Source organism: Synergistota bacterium (genome assembly GCA_025060595.1).
In the GTDB taxonomy this organism is placed as follows: Bacteria; Synergistota; GBS-1; order GBS-1; family GBS-1; genus 42-11.
On the sequence record JANXBX010000005.1, the window covers coordinates 57,521 to 82,250 of the forward strand.

Below are 24,730 nucleotides of genomic sequence, written 5' to 3' on the forward strand. Positions count from 1 at the left end.
GGTGACTAATGAAAGTTTCTTTTAAATGGTTAAAGGAATTTATAGAAATAAACTTTTCACCAGAGGCTTTGGCTGAACGTTTACTTATGGTTGGACTTGAAGTTGAGGATATAGTCTATCTTAACCCTGGGTTGGATGGTGTAATTTGTGCGACTTTATCTGGTTTGAGTAGGCTTGATGATGGTTATATTGTTTATCTTAGGGTTAAAGATAAAACGTATAGAGCTTTTTATAAGGGCGAAGCAGTCTTGATCGAGGGTAAGAAAGTTGCTATTGCCACAGTAGGAGCTTCTATAGCTTCTAAATTGGTTAAAAGCTATGAAGTTTCTGGCTTAGAATTCGATGCTTTTCTTCCTTCGGAGGAAGAGCTTCGTATAGGTGAGGGGAAAGGACCTATCTTTCTTCCTGATGAATCTCAAGAGGGCGATACTCTTGTTAGGCTTTATGAGCTTGATGATGTCATATTGGATATAAGCGTTACTCCTAATAGAGGAGATTGTCTTAGTGTAATAGGTATAGCGAGGGAAATAGCAGCTATAAAGGGTATTGGTCCTAGGGGGCTTTTACCTAAGTTTGATCTTGAGGAGAAAGGAAGAGATATAAGAGAGCTTGTGAGTGTGGAAGTAGAAGATTACGATTTGTGTCCAAGATATGTTGGTAGAGTGATAGAGGGCGTTAAAGTTACTGAAAGCCCTCTTTGGTTAAAAAGAAGGTTGATTCACTGTGGGCTAAGGCCTATAAATAATGTGGTTGATGCTACTAATTATGTTATGCTTGAGCTTGGGCAACCACTTCATGCCTTTGATCTTAATTTAATAAGAAAGAGGAAAGTTATAGTTAGGAGAGCGCGAAACGGAGAAAAAATACGTTGTATAGATGGTGTTGAAAGAACTCTTTCAAACAACGACCTTGTTATAGCTGATGCAGAAAGAGCTATAGGTATAGCTGGAGTTATAGGAGGAGAGAATACCGAGATATGGAGCGGAACTAAAGATGTATTTCTAGAATCTGCCTTTTTCAATCCCTCTTCGATTAGAATGACTGCGCGATCTTTAGGGATAACTACAGAGGCTTCCTATAGATTTGAGAGAAGGGTTGATCCAGGTAATACTCTTTTTGCTGCAGATAGAGCCGCTTATCTTATTTCTAAAATTGCCCTCGGTAGGGTTTCGAAAGGATATCATGATCTTTGTAGAGATAGCTTTAAACCATGGTTTGTCATAATGAGACCCGAGAGAGTCAATAGAATTTTGGGGACTCAGCTTAAACCGGATGAAATTATAACTATTATTTCTTCTCTTGGTTTTAGCTCAAGATATAAAGAGGACCTTCTTGAGGTTGAAGTGCCTACCTACAGGGGTGATATTCAGAGAGAAATAGACCTTATAGAGGAAGTGGCTCGCATATACGGTTATGTTAAAGTTCCGCCAAGAATGCCTTGGGGAGAAACTCAGGTTGGGGGTTTAGATGAGATACAGAAGCTAGAGTGGAGGGTAAGAGATATTCTTATAGGAGAGGGTTTTAATGAGGTTATAACTTATAGCTTCATAGATCCCGAGATTTTCGATAGACTTCTTTTGCCTCAGGGACACCCATTGAAAGAGTGTATTTCTTTACTTAATCCTCTTAAAGAAAATCAATCTGTAATGAGAACATTTATGCTTCCTGGGCTTATTTCTGCTCTATTATTTAACTATAGAAAAGGGAGTAAAGACATATTTTTATTTGAAGTAGGTAAGGTCTTTAGAACAGAATTAACCTTTGAAGGACTCCCTGTGGAGATCAACAAGCTAGGGATGATAATGCTTGGAGGAATAGATAAGGAGCTGATTACAGGGTCTGTTATTCCTAGAGATATTCTTAACCTTAAGGGAGCTTTAGAAAACCTGTTCGAAAGCTTTAAAGTTGTTGCCGATTTTAGGGATATCGAGGAAGACTTGCCTTTTCTTGTAAAGTTTAGGTCTTCATCGATATATATTCTCGGTGAGAGAGTAGGTTGGATCGGTGAAATAAGTCCTAAAATAAGTATTGCTTTTGAAGTGAACGAACCTATATACGCTGCTGAAATAGACCTTGATAGGTTCTTTACTTTAGTTCCTAAGGAGATAAAGTATAAGGAGCTTCCTAGATTTCCATCTACGAGAAGGGATGTTTCTGTATTAGTTCCCTTAGATAGAAAGGCAAAGGAAGTGGAGTCTGTAATAAAGAGCATTGGAGGAGAAATCGTTGAAGAAGTTAGACTCTTTGATTTCTATCAAGGGCCTCAGGTTCCTCAAGGGTATAGAAGCTTGACTTTTTGTGTAATTTATAGAGCTAAGGATAGAACATTAAAAGACGAAGAGGTTGAGGAGGTTCATCTTAAAGTTAGAAAGGAGCTAGAAAGAAGCGGTTTTAAAGTTAGATAGGGGGGATAGCGATTGCTGGAGGAGCTTAAAGCCCTTGAGGAAAAGATAGATTCTCTTGTAGCCTTGGTTGGAAAGCTCAGAGAAGAAAACAGGGCTTTAAAAGAGGAACTTTCAAAGGTAAATGAGAAACTCAAAACCTATGAGGAGCTGGAAAAAGAAAGGGAACGCTTTTTAATGGAGAAGAAAGATATGGAAGATAGGATAAAGCGTATATTTAGCAAGCTTGTAAGTGTGGTTAACAAGGAAAGCAAGTAATGGCTAAAGTTAGGTTGACAGTGCTTGGGGAATCCTATTGGATAAAAGGTGAAGATCCGGAGGAAAAGCTTCAGGAGGTCGCTCTCTTAATAAGCTCTACTTTAGAGGATGTGGAGAGAAAGTATCCTCAACTTAAGGACAAGGAGAAGTTACTTATGCTTGCCTTAACACTTGCGGAAAAGTTGGTAAGCCTTAAATTTGAGTTAATAGGTATAAGTAGGAAGGTAGAGGAGTGTCTGGCGAAAGATTAAGTTTTGGGTTCTTAGATCTCCTTTCTTTAATAACGTTATTATTTTTCTCTGTAAGAGGGTGGTTTAAGGGAATAGCAAGGGAGTTATGCGCTATGATTGGTTTGGTTTTAGGATTGGTCGCAGCATTTAAGTATTCTTCAGCTTTATCCTCTATCTTGGGGAGAAACTTCCCAACTATCTCTCCTCTCTCTAGAGTTATAGCTTTCGCTCTGATATTTTTATGCATTTTGGTGTTTTTCTCCCTTTTAGGTGGATTTCTTAATAAAATTCTTAGAATTTTGTGGCTTGGCTGGTTTGATAGGATGGGAGGTTTGCTTTTGGGTTTGGTAGAGGGAGGTTTTATTATCTCTATTCTTTTCTGGGGGATTAATCTTTTGCCTGATAGTACCATTCTTAAGGAGCTTAAAGGGGAATCTTTTATTTATAAAATTTTTGAAAGTCATGCATTACCTTACTTAAGGGAGATGATAGGTAAACTAAAATGGAGGTAGGAAAGAGAACCATAGAACTTCTTGAATTTGAGGAATTTAAGGATATTTTATCTAAGTGGGCTTTTACCGAGCTTGGTAAAAAGAGAATCTTAGACAAAAGTATACTGTCTCGTGAGGAACTTGAAAGGGAGTTGTACATTCTCAAAGAGGCTTATGTTCTTCTTTCATCTAAAGAAACACCTCCCTTTTCTGGAGGTCTGGTGGATCTAACGCCGCTTCTTGGAAATCTAAAGGTTTCTCTAAAGTTGCTACCTGAGGAACTTCTTAAGATAAGGGATTTTTGTAAGGGGGTAGAAAAGCTTAAAGAGTTCTTTTTTAATAAAAGAGAGGCTTTCCCAGGAATTTACTCTGTAGCGAGGGAGCTAGAGCCTTTAAGGAATCTTAGCTCTGCAATTTCTAAAGCTATAAACGATAGGGGAGAAATAGACTCAGAGGCCACTCCTTTACTTTCTTCCCTAAGAAGGAGAATAAAAGCTTTAGAGGAAAAGATAAAAAACGAATTGCTTAAGTTAATACATTCCCCTGAGTTCGAGGATATTATTCAAGAGCCAATATACACATTACGAGAGGGAAGGTTTGTTATTCCCGTTAAAAGGGATAGGAAAAGCTCCTTTCCTGGAATAGTTCATGACCTTTCTGGTAGTGGAATGACTCTCTTTATGGAGCCTCTCTCAACACTCTCTCTTCAGAATGAGCTCAGAGAGCTTAAATCAGAGGAGGAAAATGAGGTAAACAGGATACTTTATAGTCTCGGGGAAATGGTAATGCTTCACTCTTTAGAACTTAAGAAAAATATAGATCTTGTGGCAAAACTGGACGACTTGTTTGCACGAGCTGCGTTTATGGCTGAGGAAGGAGCTGTAATTCCTGAAATAGATAAAAGGCCGTTGTTAAGATTAGTGGATGTTAGGCATCCACTTCTAGGGAAGGGAGCAGTTCCTATAACTATAGAAGTCGGAAGAAGGTTTGGCATTCTCGTTATAACCGGACCTAATACGGGAGGTAAAACCGTAGCGTTAAAAACTGCGGGTCTTATGTTACTTGCAGGGTGGTGTGGTTTTCCTATACCTGCGAAGGAGGCTATTATAGGTGAGTTTGATTTGCTCTTTGCTGATATAGGAGATGAGCAGAGCATAGCTCAAAATCTTTCTACTTTTTCCTCTCATATTGGGCCTATATCCGAAGTTTTACCTAAGATAACCTCAAGATCTCTTTTGCTTCTTGATGAGCTCGGGGCAGGTACCGATCCTCAAGAGGGTGCTGCCTTAGCTATGGCGATATTGAAATATATAAAAGGGAAGAAAGCCAAGGCTATAATCACGACTCACTATCCGGCTTTAAAGTATTATGCCATAAGAGAAGAAGATGTAGAAAACGCCTCTGTAGAATTTGATATAGAAACTCTTAGACCTACTTATAGGCTATTTATAGGTATCCCTGGTGCGAGTAATGCTATAGCTATAGCGAGAAGGCTCGGTATGATAGAGGAGGTCTTAGAAGAAGCTTCTAGGCTTATCTCCTATGAAGATGAAAAGATAGAGGAAGTTATAAGGGAGCTTCATGTCAAGATGTCAAATTGTTCTTTATTGGAAAGTAAGCTTAAGGAGGAGTTAAAGAAAGCTCAGGAGTTGAGGGAAAAGTATGAAAAGAAACTCGAAACCATCCGTGAGAAAGAGGAAAAAATTTTAGCCTCAGCTAAGCTTAAAGCGAACAGGATGTTGAAAGATGCTGAAAGGGAGCTAAAGGGTATACTAGAAGATGCCAGAGCTGATATCAGAAGTTATGCTGAAGCTAAGGGAAAACTTAAGGAATTGTCCAAGGAAATAGGTGAAGAAGTGGCTCCCCTATTTGAGCCTTTAAAGAGCGTTACCTTTTTAAAGGTTGGGGATAGGGTTTATGTTCCTAAGTTTGGGAAATGGGGGGAAGTTGAGGAAATTTTCCCTGAGGAGGAAGAAGTGGCTCTTCGAATGGGCTACTTTAGGGTTTTTGTTTCTAAAGATGAAATAAGTGGTGAGGGGATTTCCCAGCTGGAAGAATCAGGTATTAAAGAGGAGGTTAGCTATGAAATTGGAGATGTTCCTTATGAGTTTTCTATAAGAAAGAAGAAGTTTGAAGAAGCAAAAGAGGAATTGTTGAGGTTCCTTGATAGAGCTTTTCTTAAGGGATATCCCCAGGTTAAAATAGTTCATGGAAAAGGGGAAGGTATATTGCGTAAGATGGTTTGGGACCTGCTTAAAGAGATTCCTTATGTTAAGAGCTTTAGGTTTGGTGAGGAGGCCGAAGGGGGACAAGGGGTTACAGTGGTTTGCTTCGAAAGGGGATGAAGTTTAAATATATGAGGAAAAAACAGTTAAAAAAAGAAGATATCTTTGCTTTAGATATAGGGACGAGGACCGTTGTAGGACTTGTAGTTGAACCTTTAGATGAGGGGCTTAAGGTTAAGCATCTTGCTTTTGAAGAACATAGAACACGTTCTATGTTAGACGGCCAAATACATGATGTAACTCAAGTCTCAAAAGTAGTTTCCCGTGTTAAGGAGATCCTTGAGAATGAATATGGAAGCAAGCTTAGCGAGGTAAGCGTTGCAGTAGCTGGAAGAGCTTTAAGAACCATGAGGGGAAGTGCTGAGTTCCCTGTGGATATATTAAAAGATGTGGAAGAGGAAATAGTCAGGGAGCTTGAGCTTCAGGCTCTTCAAAATGCATTAAGAAGACTTAGAGAGGAGTCTTTTTCAAAGGAGGAGTTCCATTGTGTAGGCTATAGCGTGGTTAAATATACACTAGATGGGGATCCAATTAGGAATTTAGTGGGGCAGAGAGGAAGACGTATAGGAGTTGAGGTTCTTGCAACATTTCTCCCTCGGGTAGTGCTTGATAGTATGCTTTCCGTTTTAAGGAGGACGGACCTTAAACTTTCGAGTATAACTCTTGAACCTATAGCTGCTATAGAGGTTGTAGTTCCTCCAGACATGAGAATGCTTAATTTAGCTTTAGTTGATGTTGGAGCTGGAACGATGGATATAGCCATAACAAAGGACGGAGCTGTTGTGGCATATGGTATGGTTCCTGTTGCAGGGGATGAAATAACGGAAAAACTCTGTGAAAAGTATCTTCTTGATTTTAATATAGCTGAGAAAGTAAAGAGGTCATTAAGCGAGGAAGTTCCATTTGTAGAGTTTGAGGATATATTAGGAAACTATTATAAGGTTGAAAGGGAGGAGTTGATAAAGGTTGTAGAGCCGGAGGTCGAGAGGCATGCAAAGCTCCTTTCTGAGAAGATATTAGAGCTTAACTCTTCTCCTCCACAGGCAGTGATATGCGTTGGAGGAGGAAGTAAGATACCACTATTTGACCTTAAAGTAGCAAGCTTTCTCGGGATAGAGAGAAACAGAGTTAGAGTTAGAGGGGCAGAATTTCTTAAAGGTGTGGAAGATTTAACTGGTAAGCTAAAGGGACCAGAGATGGTCACTCCTTTGGGAATAGCTCTTGTGGCTAGGAGAGGGGGAGGGTTCAAGTTTATAGATGTGTGGGTAAACGATGAGATGCTTAGGCTTGTCTCCTTAACTGGAGAACTCAAGGTTTTAGACGCCTTAATACCTATGGGAATAACTCAAGAGGAATTAAGACCGCGTCCCGGGATGTCCCTTACTGTTGAGGTCAACGGTGAGATAAAAATTATAAGAGGAGAACTAGGGGAGCCGGCTAAGATATTAGTTAATGGGGAAGAAGCAACTTTAGATTATCCTATAAGACATGGAGACAGAATAGTAGTTAAAAGAGCTCGTCCGGGGAGAGCGGCTTTTGCATCCGTTAAAGATGTTGTAGGAGAATTGGTTTCTCTTAAACTATTTATAAATGGTAAGATGGTGGAATTTTTCCCTGAAGTTTACGTAGATGGGAAAAAGCTTCCTTTGAAAGCACCTCTTTACGATAGAGCTAAAATAGAAATCCTTCAGGTTAAAACAGTAAAGGAAGCTTTAAAGAGAGCTGGAGTACTTCCTATGCCTCATGAGATTAAAGTGTCTCTTAATGGGGAGGAAAGGGTACTGCCCTTATGGGATGGGAAGGTTCTTCTTAATGGCAACGAGGCCTCTTTAGAAACCCCTGTTAAAGATGGTGATAGGATAGATTTGCTTAATTTAAGAGAGGTTTCTTACAGAATTAGAGATATTGTTTCTGAACCTGAGTTGAAAAAGATAAGAGTTTACGTTAATGGTAAGCCTCTTGAGATTACCTGGGGAGGAGTGGTTATTTCCTTAGATGGAAGAATTGTCTCTTTAGATGAAGCTCTATATGATGGTGCTAAAATAGAAGTTAAGGAGATTTATGGTGATTCTCCTATGCTTTCACATATATTTAGATACTATCCTGTTGATGAGGTATTAAAAGGTAAAAAGGGTTACGTAAAAATGAGAGTCAATGGTGAAGAGGCAGGTTTTACAACCCCAATAAAAGATGGAGATAAAATAGAGGTTTTCGTTGAGTGAGGAGTGAAGTTAGTTGTTACTTGCTAAGCTGGGTAAATATAGGATAATCTCTTGGCTTGGTGGAGGGGCTTTTGGTGATGTATACCTTGCTGAGGATACCCTAATTGGGAAGAACTTTGCGATTAAAGTTTCAAAGCTTAAGGAGAAAGATATAAAGGTTTTAAAAAGTGAAGCACAAATTTTAGCTTCCCTTGACCATCCAAATATAGCTCGTTTTTATAACCTCGATATAATAGAAGGGAAGCTGGTTCTTGTTATAGAGTATGTAGAGGGCGATTCTTTAAGAAGCTTATTAGAGTATCGAAGGATTAAGATTGAAGAGATTCCTCAGATGTTCTTTCCTGTTTTAGATGCTCTTAGTTATGCTCACTCTAACGGAGTAGTTCACAGGGATATTAAACCTGAGAATATACTTATATCCAAAGATGGTTCGGTTAAGCTTGTTGATTTTGGCTTAGGAGCTTTCATAAGAGCTGGGAGCGTTAAAGCTACAGCTGCTGGTACCCCAGTTTATATGGCTCCTGAAAGCTGGAGTGGGGTTTTTCTGCCATCAAGCGATATATATTCTCTTGGAGTAGTTATATACGAATCCCTTACCGGGAAAAACCCATTCGATGGTGATACTCTTGAGGAAATAAGGAAAAAGGTTTTCGAGGTAGAGCCTAAACCTTTAGACTTTTATTTACCTTCTGCTTCTCAGGAGCTAAGCGGTGTTTTGTCTAAGGCTCTTTCTAAGAAGATAGAATTTAGATATGCAGATGCCCTATCTTTCAAGGAAGCTCTTTCCAGGGCCCTTAAGCTCGATAGATCAGTTGAGGTTATCACTACTAAAAAGAGTTATTTTTCCACTGTTGAGCTTCAGCTTACCCCCTGTCAGCATGATGTAGTTTTCTCACCTGCGAAAAGGATACTTCTTGTAGGTGGAGCTGGAACAGGGAAAACCACTACTCTTCTTTACAGGCTTTACAAAAAGTTGATGGAAGGGAAAGATCCATCCACATTTTTAGTTTTATCTTTTACAAAAAAGGCTGTTTTGGACTTAAGGGAAAGGCTTTCTCGCTTGTTAGGGAAAGATCCTAGGGATCTTTGGATAGAGACATTTCATGGGGCTATTTACAGGATATTGAAAAGGGAGGCTGAAAGGATAGGCTTCTCGCAGGATTTTTCTCTGGTTTCAGACTCCTTTCCAATTTTTAAAGAAGCTACTGAAGGAATAGAAGCTCCCCTTCTTAATAGAATATTCAGTGAGATTTCCGTATTGAGATCTAAGCTTATATCTCCAGAAGAATCGTTAAGAACTTATAAATTTCCTTGGCATAAGAAGGTATCCGAGCTTTATTTTAAGTTTAGCGAGCTAAAGAAAAAGAAAAATATTATGGATTTCGATGACCTTATTTTTTATGGGGTTAAATTACTTGAAGAGGATGACCTAAGGGAGATTTACTCTGGTAGGTTTAAATTTATCTTTGTTGATGAGCTTCAGGATTTAAATGAGGCTCAGTATCGTTTTATTAAGCTTCTCTCTTCTGATGATAGCGAGCTCTTTCTCACAGGGGACGCTACTCAGTCGATTTATCGTTGGCGAGGGGCTATACCGAACATAATTAATAGGGCTGAGGAGGAGCTTCGCTTAAAGAGATATGAGCTTACACATAGTTTTAGGTTGCCCAAGAGGATATTAAGTTTGGCTTCTTCATTAATGATTAAAGAAGGTATAGACCTATCCAACATAGTGAGCTTAAGGGGAGAGGGTAAAGTTGAGCTCTACATTGCTAAAGATGAGGCCGATGAGGCGAGATTTGTTGTTCAGAAAGTTAAAGAGCTTTCTTTATCAAGAAAGCTTTCCTCTATAGGAATATTTTATAGATTCAATCATCAATCCAGGATAGTAGAGGAACTTTTAGCTCAATTACGTTTACCTTATAGGATTGTGGGCGGATCTAGGTTTTATGAAAGAGAAGAAGTAAAGATGGTCGTGTCTTATTTAAGAGGGCTTTTAGAGAGGGATTTTGAGGCTATTGGTCGTTTCTTTTCTTGGATACTAGGCTTTAAAAAAAGTAGATTTAAAGCCTCAACTGAAGGGCTTTTTCTCGAAGAAGGAAGTTTCTCAAAGAGGAAAAAGGCGGAGAGGCTCCTAGATTTTCTAAAAAGCTTTCTTGAGAGTGGAAAATTAACCGTAGAAGAGCTTCTAAGGATACCTTTGGAGATAGCTGAGGTCTTTAAAAGAAGAGAAAAGGGATGGGTAAGCTATAGGGATGGGTTTCTTGAGCTTTTGAAATTAGCTTCGTCTTTTGATGAGGGAAGCTTAAAGGATTTTTTAAATCATATTTCGCTTATGGAAGAGATGGGCCTCGGTAGCAAGGGAGAAGCCTTAAACCTTTTAACTTTTCACTCTGCGAAGGGACTTGAATTCGATGTAGTATTTATAACTGGACTTTATGATGGGAATGTTCCATATTTTGCGAGTTTAGCAAGATTGGAGGAGTTAGAGGAGGAGCGAAGGTTACTTTTTGTTGCTTTAACAAGAGCGACGGAGCATCTTTATCTTTCGTATCCTCGGAGAGTGGATGGAAAAGGCGCAGAGCCATCCCGATTCTTACTTGAGATGATTGGTATGCTATAATATAATTGTTTAAAACTTTTATAAGGAGGAATGACAATGGAAGAGTTACAACTTGTTGTTTTTAGGCTTGGTAAGGAGGAATATGGGGTAGATATAGCTAAGGTGCAAGAGATAGTTAGAATTCAGGAGATAACTCGTATACCTCAGGCGCCGTCTTTTGTTGAGGGGATAGTGAATTTAAGAGGCAAAATAATACCAATAGTGGATCTTAAGAAAAGATTTAGTTTGGAAGGAGAGGAAATTTCAGAAAAGGAAAAGAGAGTTATAGTTGTTAACGTTAGTAATCAAACTATTGGTATAGTTGTGGATAGCGTTTCTGAGATAATAAGGATTCCAAAAGAGGATGTGGAGCCGCCACCTCCTATTGTTGCTGGAATTGAAGCTGCATATATAGAAGGGGTTGGAAAGATAGATAAAAGGTTAATAATACTTTTGAATATAGAAAAGATCCTGACTGAACGAGAGAAGGAAGAAATTAAGACTATGGGACTCTCTTAGATATCCTTTGGGAAGGAAGAGAGTTTTTGAAAGTTAGGATTAAAAAAAGCATTTTGGATTTGCAACCTGGAGATGTAATAGGTGTAGATGTTTTTGCTCCGGGAAAGGCTAGGGTATTACTTGTGCCTAAAGGATGGAAGATTGAGAGTGAGGAAGAGTGTGAAAATTTAAAAGTTAAACTCGCAAAATTTGGTATTGAAGATGTAGTAATTGAATCTGCTGAGTTAGAGGAAGGGATTCCATCAATAGCTAACATTAGAGAAAAAGCTCTCTCTCTTTTTCCTGTGATAAGCGAAGAGGCTAGAAGTAGAGCTTTGGATGCTGTTAAGAGGGTTGCTATTCTTGGAAGGATTGATATGAGAGAAATAGAGGAAGCTGTCGATAGAATAGTGGATGAAGTAGTGGAGAAGAGAGAGGTTGTTTTTAGTCTTTATGCTCTTAGAAATTATGATGATTATACCTTTGTTCACTCAGTTAATGTGGCCATGCTTACTGCCTTATTTGGTTTAGATTTTAACTATAGTAGGGATGAGATCAGGGTTCTTACAAAGGGTGCTATACTTCACGATTTAGGTAAGCTTAAGATATCCAATAGCATTATTAATAAACCTGGTCCCCTAACTCCTGAGGAGTTTGTAGAAATAAAGAAACATCCTATATACGGTGTAGAGATGACTTTATCTTCAGGTGAGACGAACGAAGATATACTTTCTATAATAGCTCAGCATCATGAGTGGTTTTCAGGAAAGGGTTATCCTCGTGGTTTAACCGGTGAGAAAATAAGTTTTATGGCTCGTATTGTTTCTGTAATCGATGTATTTGATGCTTTGACTACTGATAGGGCTTACAAACCTAAAATGCTTTCCTATGAAGCTGTGAGCAAGATGCTTCATGAGGGAGCTGCTCACTTTGATCCTAGGATATTAAGTAAATTTATAACAAGGTTCGGGATATATCCTTTAGGAAGTCTCGTTAAGTTAAGTGATGGGAGAATAGGAGTTGTTAGTAAGATTAATCCCATTTCTCCAATTCGCCCCGTAGTAAAGATTTTATATGACGAGTTTGGTTTAGAGAGAAGTGAACCTGATGAAGTAGATCTCTTTACCTCGGATGTTTTCATAACTGAGGTTCTTGATGACCTTTCCAAAAGCTTACTCTATAAGTAAGAAGTCTATCTTTCTTGTTAATGGGTCAGATTTAATTACCTGGACCTTTACTTTATCTCCGATCCTATAAACTCTTTTAGCCTTTGCTCCTATTACCATAAAGTTTTCCTCAGATACTATGTACCTATCTTTAGGCATAAGTTCCAATGGAACGAATCCTTCAACGCCATTATCAAGTTCTACAAATATTCCTTGTGGGATTACCCCGCTTATTATTCCTTCGAATATCTCTCCTAGTCTTTCCTTCATGTATAGACATTTTCTAAATTTCTTTTCTTCTTCCTCTACCTCATCAGCTATAAGTTCTCTTCTCGTTGAGTTTATAGCTGCTTCTATTAACCAGGCTGATAGTCTTTTTTCTCTTTGAGGTGAAATATATCCCTCTTCAAGAAATTCAGCAAGGACCCTGTGGATTGCTAGATCAGGATATCTCCTTATGGGAGATGTGAAGTGGGTGTAACATCTTGATGCTAAGCCAAAGTGTCCAAGGTTTTCCACATCGTATCTTGCTCTAGCTAAGGATCTTAAAAGTAGGGTAGAGATTATCTTTTCTTCAGGTTTATCTTTTATTTCCTTTAGAAGGTTTTGAAGATGTTTTGGTTTTATTTCTCCCTTTATTTTTAAAGAATAGCCGAAAAGTTTGAGAATATCTGATAGTTCCCTTATTTTTTCAGGGTCTGGATTTTCATGGATTCTATATATAAAAGGTAGAGATCTATAAAAGGCAAACTCAGCTATACATTCGTTTGCTACTATCATAAACTCCTCTATTATTTTTTCGCCTATGCCTCTTTCATAGCTTAAGATATCTTTTACCTTTCCATTTTCAGCTAATATAACTTTTGTTTCCTTAAAGTTGAAGTCAAGAGCTCCTCTTGAGATTCTCTTGTTTCTTAGTATAAGGGCAAGCTCTTTCATTAGATATAGTTCTTTTTTTAAGCTTTTATAAGGTTCTATCTCCTTTCCATCAAAGAAAGCATTAACTCCCTCGTAGGTTAATCGGGCTTTAGATTTTATTATACTCTTTCTGATATCATAGTTAATAACTTCTCCATATCTATCTATCTTTATAATAACGCTGAAGGTTAACCGGTCTTCTCCTTCTACAAGGCTGCAAAGCTGGTTTGATAGCTTAAATGGGAGCATGGGAATTGCCCTATCAGTTATATATACGCTGCAACCTCTTTTAAAAGCTTCTTTATCGAGTTCGCTACCTTCCTTAACGTAATATCCAACGTCTGCTATATGGACACCAAGTATATAGTTTCCGTCATCTCCTATCTCTATAGAAATGGCATCGTCAAAGTCTCTTGCATCTTCCCCATCTATTGTTACTATTATTTTATCTCTTAGATCAAGCCTTTTTCTTATTTCTTCCTGTGGTATTTTTTCTTTCAGAAGTTTGCTTTCTTCCTCTACCTCTTCTGGAAACTCAAGCGGAATATCATAGGATAGAAGTATACTTAGTACTTCAGTTTCTGTCTCTCCTACTTTTCCAAGAACTTTGGTTACCTTTCCTATAATTCCTTGGCTTCCCATAGGGAATGATACGATTTCTACTATGGCCTTATCCCCGTCTTGAGCTCCTTCTAATAGGTTTTTCTTAGGTATAAGCACAGGATCCCTGATGGAAGGATCATCAGGAATAAGTAGGGCAAAAGCTGGATAGATTTGAAGCCTTCCTATGAGTTTTGTTTTTGTACGTTCTATAACCTTAACGACTTCTCCGTATTTACCTCTTTTCTTTTCCTGCCTTACTTTTATAAAAACTTTATCTCCGTTCATTGCTCCGTTTAATGCGCTTGGAGGGATAAATATTTCCTCTCCACTATCTGTCTTAAAAAATGCGAATCCTCTTGGATGAACCTTTATTCTTCCTGCAAGTAGCTTGAGTTTCGAAGCTAAAATAGCCCTTCCTCTTGAGTCAATAAAAACCTTTCCTTCTTTTTCAAGATCCTCAATTATTTTCTTTATTTCCTTTAAATTAGCTTTACTTTCGGTCAAGTCTTCCGGTCGTAAAGGTTTAGATGCTTTAATTAACGCATTTAAAATTATGTCACGCATAGCTTTATTCCCATTCTATAGTGGCAGGTGGCTTTGAGGTTATGTCATAGACAACCCTGTTTACCCCTTCGACCTCTCTAGTGATTCTATTAGAAATCTTTTCAAGGATTTCGTAAGGAAGTTTAACCCAATCGGCGGTCATACCATCTTCACTACTTACAACTCTTAAGGCTATGGTATAACCGTAGCTTCTTTCGTCTCCCATAACTCCGACGCTCTTTATAGGAAGTAAAACAGCAAAAGCCTGCCATACTTTGTCGTACCAACCGTTTTCTCTAAATTCCTCTTGAACTATTTTATCTGCTTTTCTTAGTATATTAAGCTTTTCTTTTGTTACTTCTCCTAAAACCCTAACAGCTAGTCCTGGACCTGGGAAAGGATGCCGTTTAAGAATCTTTTCAGGTATATCAAGAAGTTTTCCAAGCTTTCTAACTTCGTCTTTAAAGAGGTCCTTTAGGGGCTCTAGAAGCTCGAAGTCAAGTTTTTCTGGTAGGCCTCCTACATTGTGATGGCTTTTTATCTTGGCGGCTCCTTTACCTCCACTTCCGCTTTCTATTACATCAGGATATAAGGTCCCCTGAAGCAGAAATTTTATTTTGCCCTGTTTAGAGGCCACCTCTTCAAATACTTTTATAAATTCGTGTCCTATTATCCTTCTTTTTTCCTCAGGATCAGTAACCCCTTTAAGTTTTTCTAAAAAATTTTCGCTTGCATCTATGTATACGAGGTTAAAGTTTCTTTCTTCAAAGAAGCTCCTTACTTCTTCTGGTTCCCCTTTTCTCAGCAATCCGTTATTTACAAAAACTGCTATTAGGTTGTCTCCTATGATCTCTTTGACTAAGGTAGCTGCTACTGTAGAGTCGACCCCACCACTTAGCGCACAGAGCACCCTTTCGTTTCCGACTTTCTCTTTTATTTCTATTATGGCTTTTTTAAGAAAGTTTTCCATGTTCCAATTTTTCCTGGCTTTGCATATTTCCGTTAAGAAATTGTCAAGGATTTTCATTCCGTAGTCGGTATGGGCTACCTCTGGATGAAATTGAAGACCGTATATCCTTTTTTGAGAATTTTCCATGGCAGCTATTTTTGTTTTTTCTCCCTCTGCTGTGATTGTAAAACCTGGAGGGGGTAGCGTAACACTATCACCGTGACTCATCCAAACAAAGCTTCTTTCTGGAATTTCCTTGAATAAAGGGGATTCACTTAAAACCTTTATTTCTGTTTTGCCGTATTCCCTCTCTTTTCCTGAGGATACTGCACCTCCAAGCATTTTAGCTATGATTTGCATTCCGTAGCATATACCCAAAATTGGTATTCCAGTTTCTAATATTTCTCTTTCTGGAGCAGGAGCATCAGGGCTAAGAACGCTTGCTGGTCCTCCAGAAAATATTATCCCTTCTGGTTTTTTATTTAAGAGATCGGGGAGAGTTATATCCCAAGGAAGTATCTCAGAGAAAACACCAAGCTCTCTTATTCTTCTTGCAATTAGTTTTGTATATTGGGAACCGAAGTCTAAAATGGCTATCATTTTTTTATCTCCTCCACAAGGATTTTAAGTATTTTCTTTATTATATCATAGTTAGATGATATAATCTTTCTCTAGAGGGGGTGTACGTGTGGATAAACTCAAGCTTTATAGATACCTTTTGATCATAAGTGTTATTTCTTTAGTTATCTCTATAGCTATTGTACACTATGTAGGGACAAAACAAATAACCGAGCTTTTTTTACAGGAGAATCGTGAGAAGCTGTTATCCTCGGCAAGAATAGTTAGGGAGTTTTTTGAGGGAAACGTTTCTAGACTAAAGCTATTGGCCAGTGAGATGGAGAGAATGCCAGTTTTAACTAATAATATAAGAGGCATTCTTAAGGCTTTTTATGAGGGATCTCATGGAACTATTCTTGCTGTTCAATGGATAGACAGAGAAGGGAGCATTAAAGATGGTTTCCCCCCAGAGCATACTCCTTACGGTTACAGCTTTAAAAGCGCTAGTTCTGCTTGGGATTTTTTTAAAAGGGTTACGGAATCAAAAGATGTTGTTTTTTCAAACTCCGTAACGCTTTTAGAAGGAGGTTTTGGTATCACTATAGCTTATCCTGTAAGAAGGGATGGGGAATTTGTAGGTGCTTTATGTCTTGTTGTAAGTTATGCTAAAAATCTTGGGCCTCGTCTTGATGGGATTAAAGATCTTTTAATAATTGATAAGAATGACGAAAGAATAGTTTACTCTTCTACGTTTACTAGATTTGTTGGTAAAGCCTTTAAAGAGCTTTTTGGCAAAGAGTTACCCTTATTTACTGATATAGAAGGTTCTTCTTATTTAAGTGGAGATTTTCAGGGGAAAAAAGTTTTAGTCCTGTTTGATAAGGTTTCTCTTCTTTCAAGAGATTGGTATGTGATGCTTATTTCGTATAGCCCATTCTTATATTCTCTGGGTTTCATACCAGGAATGAGATTTTCAGTTTTAATAATCTTTTTATTTAGTATATCTACATTGCTTTTTGCCTTTCTTCTTCTGAGGGAGTTCTGGATATACAAAAATAAGCTTGAGGGGGAAAGGAAGTTTACGGGTAGAGCCCTTGGTAGTATAAATATGCCACTTCTGATAATGGATAAAGCAGGAAGGGTAAGTTTTGCAAATGAGTTTGCTCGAGAGCTTCTAGGTAATGATATTGATGGGAAACCATGCCCATTCTTATCCATGTATCTTTCTTCCTGTTTCTATCATGGAGATCTTGAGAAAAAGGGTAGTATAAGACAGGAGTTCAAACTTGGTGAAAATAGGACTTTCGAGGTAGGTTGTTTCCTTATTAAGGAGGCAAGCGGAGATGTTGAGGGGGTGATGGTTTTAGCGAGAGATATAACTGAAAATAAAAAGTCAGAGCACAGGCTATGGGATTTAGCACGAAGATTGGAAAGGAAAATCTGGGAAGAGCATATACTTTTTGAAGTTAGCAAGGTTGTGGTAGTTCGTAGGGGGAAGGAAGACTTTATTAGAGAGGTTACTGATTTGATTTATGCGTACTTCCCTACAACTTTGGCTTTTATAGCATTTCTTGAGGAAAAGTGGAGAGCTCTTAAGGTTGAAAAAGTTAAGGGTGCTAAGAGGGAAGTTAAGGATCTTCTTATATTAGAGAAGGGCCTTTCTAAGGTGGTAGATATGGGGGAGATGCTCTATGTGCCAGATACAAGAGGCGCATTTAGTATAGGGAAAAGCTTCGGTGTTGAAACTATGAGCGAGCTTGTTATTCCCTTGATGGCAAGGGGTTCGACCTTTGGAATCCTCTTTCTCGGTTCTGATCGAGTTAATGCTTTTCCTGAGGAGGATAGAAACATTTTGAAAGCAGTGGCTGATGTTATAGCTATTGGCATAGATAATATAAATCTTTATCAAAGGCTTGAGGATCTTGCAATTACTGATGATTTAACCGGACTTTATAACAGGAGATTCTTTTATCAAAGGCTTTCTGAGGAAATAGCTCGTGCAGTGAGACAGGAGACTAATTTAATACTGATGTTCATTGATATGGATAACTTTAAGGCCTATAATGACGCTTTTGGGCACCTGGCTGGGGATAAGCTTTTGAAGATGTTTGGTGTTGTTTTAAAGGAGAGCATAAGAAAAGGGATGGATTATGCCTTTAGATACGGAGGAGATGAATTTGCTGTTATACTTACTTCTACCTCTTATGATGGAGCTCTTAAGGTGGCTGATCGAATAACCAGGGAATTTGAACGCTATGAGTTTGAAGTCGTAGGGTTAAGTTTTGGTGTAGCTGAATACGAGAAGGGAATGACGGAAGATAATATTATAGCTGCTGCAGATATAGCGTTGTATGAAGCTAAAAGAAAAGGAGGAAGAAAAGTAGTTCTTTATAAGAGCTTAACCAGCTCTTCCTCCACCACCACCAAATCCTCTGCCGATTCCACCTATCCCTCCACTTCCTCCTAGGAAGTCGGAGAAAATACTTTTTTCGGTGTAGTCTTGGGTTTTAACTATATAAGCATCCATTAGGGAAGAGCGAAGGTTTCCAATCCAAACCGTTGGAAAGTCCCAAACGGGGTAGAAAGAGCTTTCACGAATTGTTTCTCTTGGAATAAGGAATTTCATGGCCTTCCAAGTTTCTTCTGCTACTCCCAAGGCTGTAGCATATACGAGGTATTTATCCCATATAGCTATAGATGTCGGGGGATGCATCTTGAGCAAGCTGAAGTCACTTAGAAACCTTTTGAAAGCCTTCCATCTCATAGAATAAACCCTTCCGAAAGGTGTCCATCTTCCACCCACTTGCTCAGGTAGAAAGAAGGAAATTATTCCGCTTATAGTTAACAGTCCCATCGAAAGCATTAGAAGATTCCATACTTTAGGGTAAAACATTCTTTGAGAGCCTGCTGTTAAAATTGCCATTAATATAATTCCTAAGAAGAAAGCTAAGCTTCCGTAAATTTTAAGAAGTTTGCTTCCTGTGGCAGTGAAAAACCTTGTTGGGTTTAGCTCCTGTGTTACGATATCTTTCCATAGATCGAAGAAGTCTTTAAACTTCGTACTGTTTTTCCATGCTTCTGTTAGCTTTTTCCAGCCCTTTCCTTCGTTTTTTAGCTCTTCCTTAAGAAAATTTAGAATCTCCTTTTCTGGGGGATTTAATTCTTCGTTATTAGTCTTTTTAATTTTTATTATAATGTCGCTTCCTTTTTCATTTTCTATTTCAAGAAAACCCTTTCTTATAAGCTCAAGTATGCTTGCTATAAAGCCCTCGAGTGTGGGAATTCCTATTTTACCCATCATTATGGCGTTAACGAAAGATGGTGGATCTGGATAGGGAGGTTCGTGTTCGTAAGGGGCATAGTATGATACCTTTGGTTCCCTTCCCCACTTTAAGTATATAACTAAAGGTATAAATATTGAAAGAGCTGCTGTTAATAGAGCTAATCCCATGAATAGAGAAGATTTTCTCTCATAGGATAGCTCTATTTCCTCTATCTTTCTTAAGGCAGGATAGTTATACTTTTTCGCGAAGATAGCGTTTACAAACCATTCCTTAGGCATCAAAAGTCTTATTTCTATAAATTGATGTGATGGTATATTTTCAAAATTTAGAAGAAGTTTATTCCCTTCTAACCTTGTTTCCTTTAGATAGTCTTTAGGATGAATCCAGTATTTTACTTCCTTACTTATGGTTTTTGGTAGTTCTATCTCACCTTTAAGTAAGTTAAGAGGCTTGCTCCATCCTTCTCCCCAGAGCTTCGGGAATAACTCAGCTACGTCTTGAAATAGCTTTAGGGCTCCTTTAATATCGTATGAGATTATCAATGTTATGTCCTTATTTTCTACACCTTTATTTATATTTTGTGGATCTTCGCTAATGTAAGCAGTAATAATAATACCTTTTCCTTGTTCAACTCTTTTCTGAAACAATGCTGCTGCTCCTTTGACGCTTGCACTAACGTTTTCTATGAAAATATCCCTCAGAGGTATTATTCTTTCGACAAAGCGGAATCTTCCTGAAAAGCTGTAAGTAATCTTTTCTGTGACTTTTACTAATCCACTTTCAAGGGCCTTTATTTCTACATTGGCTTCTTTAAGGTAGTAGTTTTTTGCTAGACCTTCTAACGGAAGAAATAAAATTAGAATAGTTAAAATAAGGGGCTTCACAAAGCTCATTTTAAAAGGATATCTTAGGAGCAATTCTTTCACCCTCTTCAGCTTTAAAAAACTCTCTTTTTGTGAAGTTGAATAATCTTGCAATTATAATCCCCGGAAAGGTTTCTATAGCATTATTGTACATTAACACCGTATCGTTATAAAACTGGCGAGTGTAGGCTATTTTGTTTTCTGTTTCTGCAAGCTCTTTCTGTAGTTCCTGGAAGTTTGAGTTTGCTTTAAGTTCAGGATAGGCTTCGGCAATAGCAAATAAAGTTTTAAGGGCAGTTGTAAGCTCTCCTTCTGCTTGAGCGAATTCTTTTGGGGTTTTTGCACTTAGAACTGCGCTTCTCGCTTGAGTTACTTTCTCAAAGGTTTCTTTTTCGTGAGAAGCGTAACCTTTCACTGTTTCTACTAAGTTTGGTATAAGATCCGCTCTTCTTTTAAGTTGGACTTCTATTTGGGCCCATGCGTTATCTACTCTGTTTCTTAAGGTTATAAATCTATTGTAATAGATAACTATGATGCCTGCTATTAGTAGTAAAACCACCAATATAATCCATCCCATTTTTTAACCCCCTTCTCTGAAGGATATATCATAGTGTACCATAGTTTCCGCCTTTTATCAAAGGCTCTTGTTTTTTTTCTCCTTAGGTGGTATCCTTTGATAAATGGAGGTGAGGTCCTTTTGAGTAGAAGGAGGGTGCTTCTAATAACTCCTGGTGAGGTAAACTTGGATGACATTTTAAAAAGTTATGATACGATTTCAATTGAAGTTAAGCCCCTTTCAGAAGTTCCCTCCGTCGTAGAAGATACCTATGGGTTGGCTCAAGTGGTGTCAAATATCCTTGGCGTTCTGAAGAGCATTTCTAAGCTTTATGATGCTATAGTTATAAGCTGTTTTGAAGACCTTGGTTTGGACTTGCCTAAAAAAGTTGGTGTTCCTGTTATAAGCTTAAGTGATGTTTCTTTAATAAGCGGTTCTCTTCATGGTAGAAGGTTTAGTATTCTTGCTCCGAATCATTATATTGCTTCTCTTATATATAGGAGGATTCTTGAAAAGGGACTGGCTCCCTCTTTAGCTTCCATAAGGGTTGTTAGATCTGCAAGTAGCGATGTCTTTCCTTTTCTTCTTGCTGAAGCGAGAAAGGCTATAGAGGAGGATTGCGCGGAAGCGATAGTATTGGGTTATCCGGCATGGAGGAAATTTTCAGAGGTTTTGAGCAAAAAGATAAGTGTGCCTATTATAGAACCCTTATCGAAAGCTTTAAGTCTTATAGAGGTAATATTGAGGAAAAAGGAGGTAGAAGATGCTCACTAGGATAAGAACATATCTTGAGGAAAAGCGTGACAGCATGGTTAAGAGTTTATGTGATATAATTTCCGTTCCTGCTCTTGCACCTGAGGCTGGTGGAGATGGAGAGATGAAGAAAGCTAAAGTAGTTGTTAGGAAAGCTAAAGAACTTGGTCTTCCACTTCCACGGTGGTATGATTGCTTGGATTGGAGAGTTAGTGATGGAGCTCGACCAAATTTTATTATCACTATTGAAGGAGAGGATAAATCTAGAACCTTTTGGTTAATAACGCATTTAGATGTAGTAGCTCCAGGAGATTTAAGATTGTGGGAAACTGATCCATTCAAACCTGTTGTAAAGGGAGGAAAGGTTTTTGGCAGAGGCGCTGAAGATAACGGTCAAGAAATAGTTGCAGCTCTGTATGCTCTTTCTTTTTTAATCAGGGAAGGGATAAAGCCCAAAATTAACGTTTCCCTTGCCTTTGTTTCTGACGAAGAATCTGGAAGCAATTATGGTATGTTGCATCTTCTTAAGCAAGGTGTATTTAAAAAGGGTGATATTGCATTGGTTCCTGATGCTGGTGAGTCAGACGGTCTTTTCATTGAGGTTGCAGAGAAAAGCATGCTTTGGCTTAGGTTTACTTTAGGGGGAAAGCAAGCCCATGCTAGTATGCCTCATGAAGGGCTAAATACAAATTTTATAGCCTCTAAGATAATAGTTGAGCTTCATGAGGAGCTTTATAGAAAGTTTGATCAGCAAAACGAGCTTTTTATTCCTCCTTTTTCTACTTTCGAGCCTACTATGAGAGAGAAAAACGTAGACAATATAAATACCATACCTGCAAAGGATGTTTTTTACTTTGACTGTAGGATAATCCCACAAGTTAACATTGATGAGGTTTTGAGTTATATAAAGGAAAAAGCAGAGAATATAGCCTCTTCTTATGGAGCTACATTAGAATTAGAGGTAATAAATAGAAGTGAAGCTCCTCCTTATCAAGGAGTCGAGAGTCCAAGCTTAGAGCTCTTAAAAGCTTGTATAAGAAAAGGAATAGAAGGAGAGCCTCGAATCGGGGGTATAAGTTGGATCACGTTGGCTACCTTTCTTCGAAAAGAAGGTATAGATACTCTTGTTTGGAGTAAGCGAGATAATACAGCAAGTCGCCCCAATGAATATTGTCGTGTAGATAACTTGCTTAAAAGTGCTGAAATCTTTATACTTATGATGCTTGGTATTTAATTTATTACTTTTCTTCCCTCCCCTTCTTCCTTGGAGAGTAAACTTTTGACGTTTTCCTTAGGAACTCCTGCTTGGTGAAGGACCTCTTCATTTACATAAATAGGACTTTTCGTTCTTAGTGCAATAGCTATAGCGTCACTCGGACGAGAATCCATTACTACAAGTTCTCCGGTTTCCTTTTGTAGATAGAGATTTGCGTAAAATACATTGTTTTCAAGCTTTGTAACTACAATTTTCTGAAGATTGATCTTAAGACTGTCGAGCATGTTTCTAATTAGATCGTGGGTTAGTGGTCGGAAAAAGAAATTACCGTTTAATGCATCCCATATTGATCTTGCTTCCATTGGTCCTATGCCTATAAGTAAGGCTTTTTCTCCCTCTAGTTCCTCTAATAGTACGAAAAACCCTCCCTCATTAGGATCCATTAAAACTCCCGAGATGTGTACTACTTTTTCCATTTCTTTCACCCCCTTTCTAGAGAGATTATATCACACTTGTGATATACTTTTTATAAAGCTAAGAATTAAGGAGGTGCTTTTAAGTGTTTTTGAAGAGGGTGTGTATTTTTATTTTTTTGCTTTTTTTCTTTTCCTGTAGCTATGCTTTGTGCATCGAGATTATGCCTCTTAAAGAAGTTAAACCTGGAATGATTGGAGAGGTCAGAACTGTATTTAAGGGAATCGAAGTAAGGAGCTTTCCAGTTGAAGTTATAAGTGTAATAAAGTCTTCAAGAGGGGATCGTCACTTTATACTTATTAGAGCGTACGGTCCTCTTATTGAAAAGCTTGGAGGTATAGCTGCTGGAATGAGTGGAAGCCCTGTTTACATAAAGGGTAAGATTATTGGAGCTATAGGGTATGGGTGGAAGATGAGTGATCATCGTCTTGGGTTAGTTACTCCTATAGAGGAGATGATAAGAGTTTGGGATAAAAAATACTTACCTGAGAACTTAAATTGGGATGTGATTTTGAGGGAGAGGAGATCAGAGGAAAATCCTGAAACTGAGGAGAAGGAGAAAATCGTTATGATAGCCTCTGGTTTGAGCCCAAGGGGATTTTCGATGATAAGTTCTGATTTTGAAAGGTATGGAGTTAGGTTTGTTAGTGTTCCTATCTCTGGGGAAATAAAGGTTGCAAGAGATGTTAAGCTCGTGCCTGGAGCTGCTGTAGGGGCTCTTCTTTCCTGTGGTGATATTAACATTGGAGCCATAGGGACCTTAAGTTATCTAGATGGGGATAAATTTCTCGCTTTTGCTCATCCATTTATGTTAAGGGGTAATGTAAATTATTTTTTGACTACAGCTTATATTCATGAGTGTATATCTAGTATAGAGTTTCCTTTTAAGCTTGGAACTCCTGGAGATATAGTGGGTGTAGTTACACAGGATAGAATTGAAGCTATAGGTGGAGTTTTAAGGCGTTATCCCTTAAGTATACCTATAAGCTTCTATGTCAAGAGTTTAGATGAGGGTAAAGAGAGAAAATCCTTTGTTAGGGTAGTCTATGATGATGGTATACTAGATAAGTTGCTTAAGGCTATTTTCTTGAGTACATTTGATCTGGGATGGGGCAGAGTTGGAGATGGAACCGTTAAGCTAAAGTATAAATTGGAGGGCAGAAACATCCCCTATGTTGTTGAAAGGACTAACTACTTCTACAGTGGTGAAGATGTCTCGAAGGAAGCTTTTGAGGCCTTTAAGAGGGATTTCTTTTTGATATTATATAACGAATTTGCTGAGGTTTTTCCTTTGGGGGTTACTATAGAAGCGGAATTTACTGCTCAACCTAAGGTCTTATGGATAAAGGATGTTAAAGTTGCAAAGAAGGAGATCTCAAGGGGGGAGGAGTTGATAGTTAAGGTAAAGCTCCTTCCTTATAGAGGTAAAGGCACTGAGAAGGAAGTTAAGCTTAGGATTCCAGAGGATTTTCCGCAAGGAAAAGCTATACTAATGGTTAGAGGTGGAGGTATATATCCTCAGGGCAAAAATAAGGGGGATAAGAAGGAGGAAAAGGTTTATAAGAATCTTAAAGATCTTTTGGATGATCTTAGGAAAGAGGAAAATAATAACGAGGTTATAGTTGAGATTGTTTCTAGCGGGGATAGAGCGAATGCTCAGGATAAAGAAGGTAAAGGGAAATTGAATAGTAAGGATGAGGAAAACGATGAAAGTGTAGAGAACAATGAAGATTTAGAGGAATCTGAAGATGAACAAAATCGTGAGAAGAAACATCAAGTTAAGGTTGTCTTTGATACTGATTTTTATGTTGAGGGATATATAGAAAAGGAGGTTAATATTAAATAGTAAATCTTTTAGA

The 24,730-nt window shown here is 38.2% G+C and carries 18 protein-coding genes; 13 read left to right on the top strand and 5 right to left on the bottom strand.

All coding sequences use genetic code 11. From position 1 onward, the window contains the following. Positions 1-8 precede the first annotated feature (8 nt). Genes pheT through NZ900_04895 form a run of 9 tightly spaced genes read left to right on the top strand, consistent with a single transcriptional unit; the run spans position 9 to position 12,175 of the window. Positions 9-2,405, top strand: coding sequence for a phenylalanine--tRNA ligase subunit beta (gene pheT / locus NZ900_04855; GenBank protein ID MCS7233413.1), 2,397 nt, complete (start codon positions 9-11; stop codon positions 2,403-2,405). Positions 2,406-2,417: 12 nt separating this feature from the next. Next, on the top strand, positions 2,418-2,660 hold the full coding sequence (gene zapB, locus NZ900_04860) for a cell division protein ZapB (protein ID MCS7233414.1): 243 nt from the start codon (positions 2,418-2,420) through the stop codon (positions 2,658-2,660). After that, positions 2,660-2,911: a cell division protein ZapA gene (zapA, locus tag NZ900_04865; GenBank protein MCS7233415.1), complete on the top strand. Its 252-nt coding sequence runs from the start codon at positions 2,660-2,662 to the stop codon at positions 2,909-2,911. The genes zapB and zapA overlap by 1 nt, the downstream gene beginning before the upstream one ends. After that, positions 2,893-3,402: a CvpA family protein gene (locus tag NZ900_04870; protein MCS7233416.1), complete on the top strand. Its 510-nt coding sequence runs from the start codon at positions 2,893-2,895 to the stop codon at positions 3,400-3,402. The genes zapA and NZ900_04870 overlap by 19 nt, the downstream gene beginning before the upstream one ends. Beyond that, the gene (locus NZ900_04875; GenBank protein ID MCS7233417.1) at positions 3,393-5,726 is read left to right on the top strand and encodes an endonuclease MutS2; all 2,334 of its coding nucleotides are present in this window, start codon (positions 3,393-3,395) and stop codon (positions 5,724-5,726) included. The genes NZ900_04870 and NZ900_04875 overlap by 10 nt, the downstream gene beginning before the upstream one ends. An 11-nt stretch (positions 5,727-5,737) precedes the next feature. Next, a complete protein-coding gene (locus tag NZ900_04880; protein MCS7233418.1) occupies positions 5,738-7,888 on the top strand; it encodes a cell division protein FtsA in 2,151 nt (716 codons plus the stop codon). 13 nt (positions 7,889-7,901) lie between these two features. After that, positions 7,902-10,511: a UvrD-helicase domain-containing protein gene (locus NZ900_04885; GenBank protein MCS7233419.1), complete on the top strand. Its 2,610-nt coding sequence runs from the start codon at positions 7,902-7,904 to the stop codon at positions 10,509-10,511. Between the two features lie 36 nt (positions 10,512-10,547). After that, complete coding sequence (locus NZ900_04890) at positions 10,548-11,009, top strand: chemotaxis protein CheW (protein MCS7233420.1); 462 nt, start codon at positions 10,548-10,550, stop codon at positions 11,007-11,009. A gap of 26 nt (positions 11,010-11,035) precedes the next feature. Beyond that, positions 11,036-12,175: an HD-GYP domain-containing protein gene (locus NZ900_04895; protein ID MCS7233421.1), complete on the top strand. Its 1,140-nt coding sequence runs from the start codon at positions 11,036-11,038 to the stop codon at positions 12,173-12,175. Here the strand turns inward: NZ900_04895 and rnr are convergent. Beyond that, the gene (gene rnr / locus NZ900_04900; GenBank protein ID MCS7233422.1) at positions 12,161-14,239 is read right to left on the bottom strand and encodes a ribonuclease R; all 2,079 of its coding nucleotides are present in this window, start codon (positions 14,237-14,239) and stop codon (positions 12,161-12,163) included. The two genes, NZ900_04895 and rnr, sit on opposite strands and share 15 nt — an antisense overlap. A gap of 4 nt (positions 14,240-14,243) precedes the next feature. Continuing rightward, positions 14,244-15,767, bottom strand: coding sequence for a glutamine-hydrolyzing GMP synthase (guaA, locus tag NZ900_04905; protein MCS7233423.1), 1,524 nt, complete (start codon positions 15,765-15,767; stop codon positions 14,244-14,246). A gap of 88 nt (positions 15,768-15,855) precedes the next feature. Here guaA and NZ900_04910 point away from each other — a divergent pair, with 88 nt between their 5' ends. Continuing rightward, a complete protein-coding gene (locus NZ900_04910; protein ID MCS7233424.1) occupies positions 15,856-18,192 on the top strand; it encodes a diguanylate cyclase in 2,337 nt (778 codons plus the stop codon). On the opposite strand, the gene NZ900_04915 is transcribed toward NZ900_04910, so the two are convergent. Together NZ900_04915 and NZ900_04920 are read right to left on the bottom strand one after the other, a co-directional pair. Beyond that, positions 18,124-19,926 (bottom strand): DUF2207 domain-containing protein, encoded by a 1,803-nt coding sequence (locus NZ900_04915; GenBank protein ID MCS7233425.1) that lies wholly within the window; start codon positions 19,924-19,926, stop codon positions 18,124-18,126. The genes NZ900_04910 and NZ900_04915 overlap by 69 nt on opposite strands. Next, positions 19,904-20,449 (bottom strand): LemA family protein, encoded by a 546-nt coding sequence (locus tag NZ900_04920; GenBank protein MCS7233426.1) that lies wholly within the window; start codon positions 20,447-20,449, stop codon positions 19,904-19,906. The genes NZ900_04915 and NZ900_04920 overlap by 23 nt, the downstream gene beginning before the upstream one ends. Positions 20,450-20,569: 120 nt before the next feature. Between NZ900_04920 and NZ900_04925 the strand changes: the two genes are divergently transcribed. Both NZ900_04925 and NZ900_04930 read left to right on the top strand, forming a co-directional pair. Continuing rightward, positions 20,570-21,202 carry an aspartate/glutamate racemase family protein gene (locus NZ900_04925; protein ID MCS7233427.1) on the top strand — a complete coding sequence of 211 codons (633 nt, stop codon included), beginning with the start codon at positions 20,570-20,572 and terminating at the stop codon, positions 21,200-21,202. After that, positions 21,192-22,415: a M20 family metallo-hydrolase gene (locus tag NZ900_04930; GenBank protein MCS7233428.1), complete on the top strand. Its 1,224-nt coding sequence runs from the start codon at positions 21,192-21,194 to the stop codon at positions 22,413-22,415. Before NZ900_04925 ends, NZ900_04930 begins: the two co-directional genes overlap by 11 nt. On the opposite strand, the gene NZ900_04935 is transcribed toward NZ900_04930, so the two are convergent. Beyond that, positions 22,412-22,873, bottom strand: a complete 462-nt coding sequence (locus NZ900_04935; GenBank protein ID MCS7233429.1) for a bifunctional nuclease family protein — start codon at positions 22,871-22,873, stop codon at positions 22,412-22,414. The two genes, NZ900_04930 and NZ900_04935, sit on opposite strands and share 4 nt — an antisense overlap. Before the next feature lie 83 nt (positions 22,874-22,956). Here NZ900_04935 and NZ900_04940 point away from each other — a divergent pair, with 83 nt between their 5' ends. Beyond that, complete coding sequence (locus NZ900_04940; protein MCS7233430.1) at positions 22,957-24,717, top strand: hypothetical protein; 1,761 nt, start codon at positions 22,957-22,959, stop codon at positions 24,715-24,717. Positions 24,718-24,730: the final 13 nt, after the last annotated feature.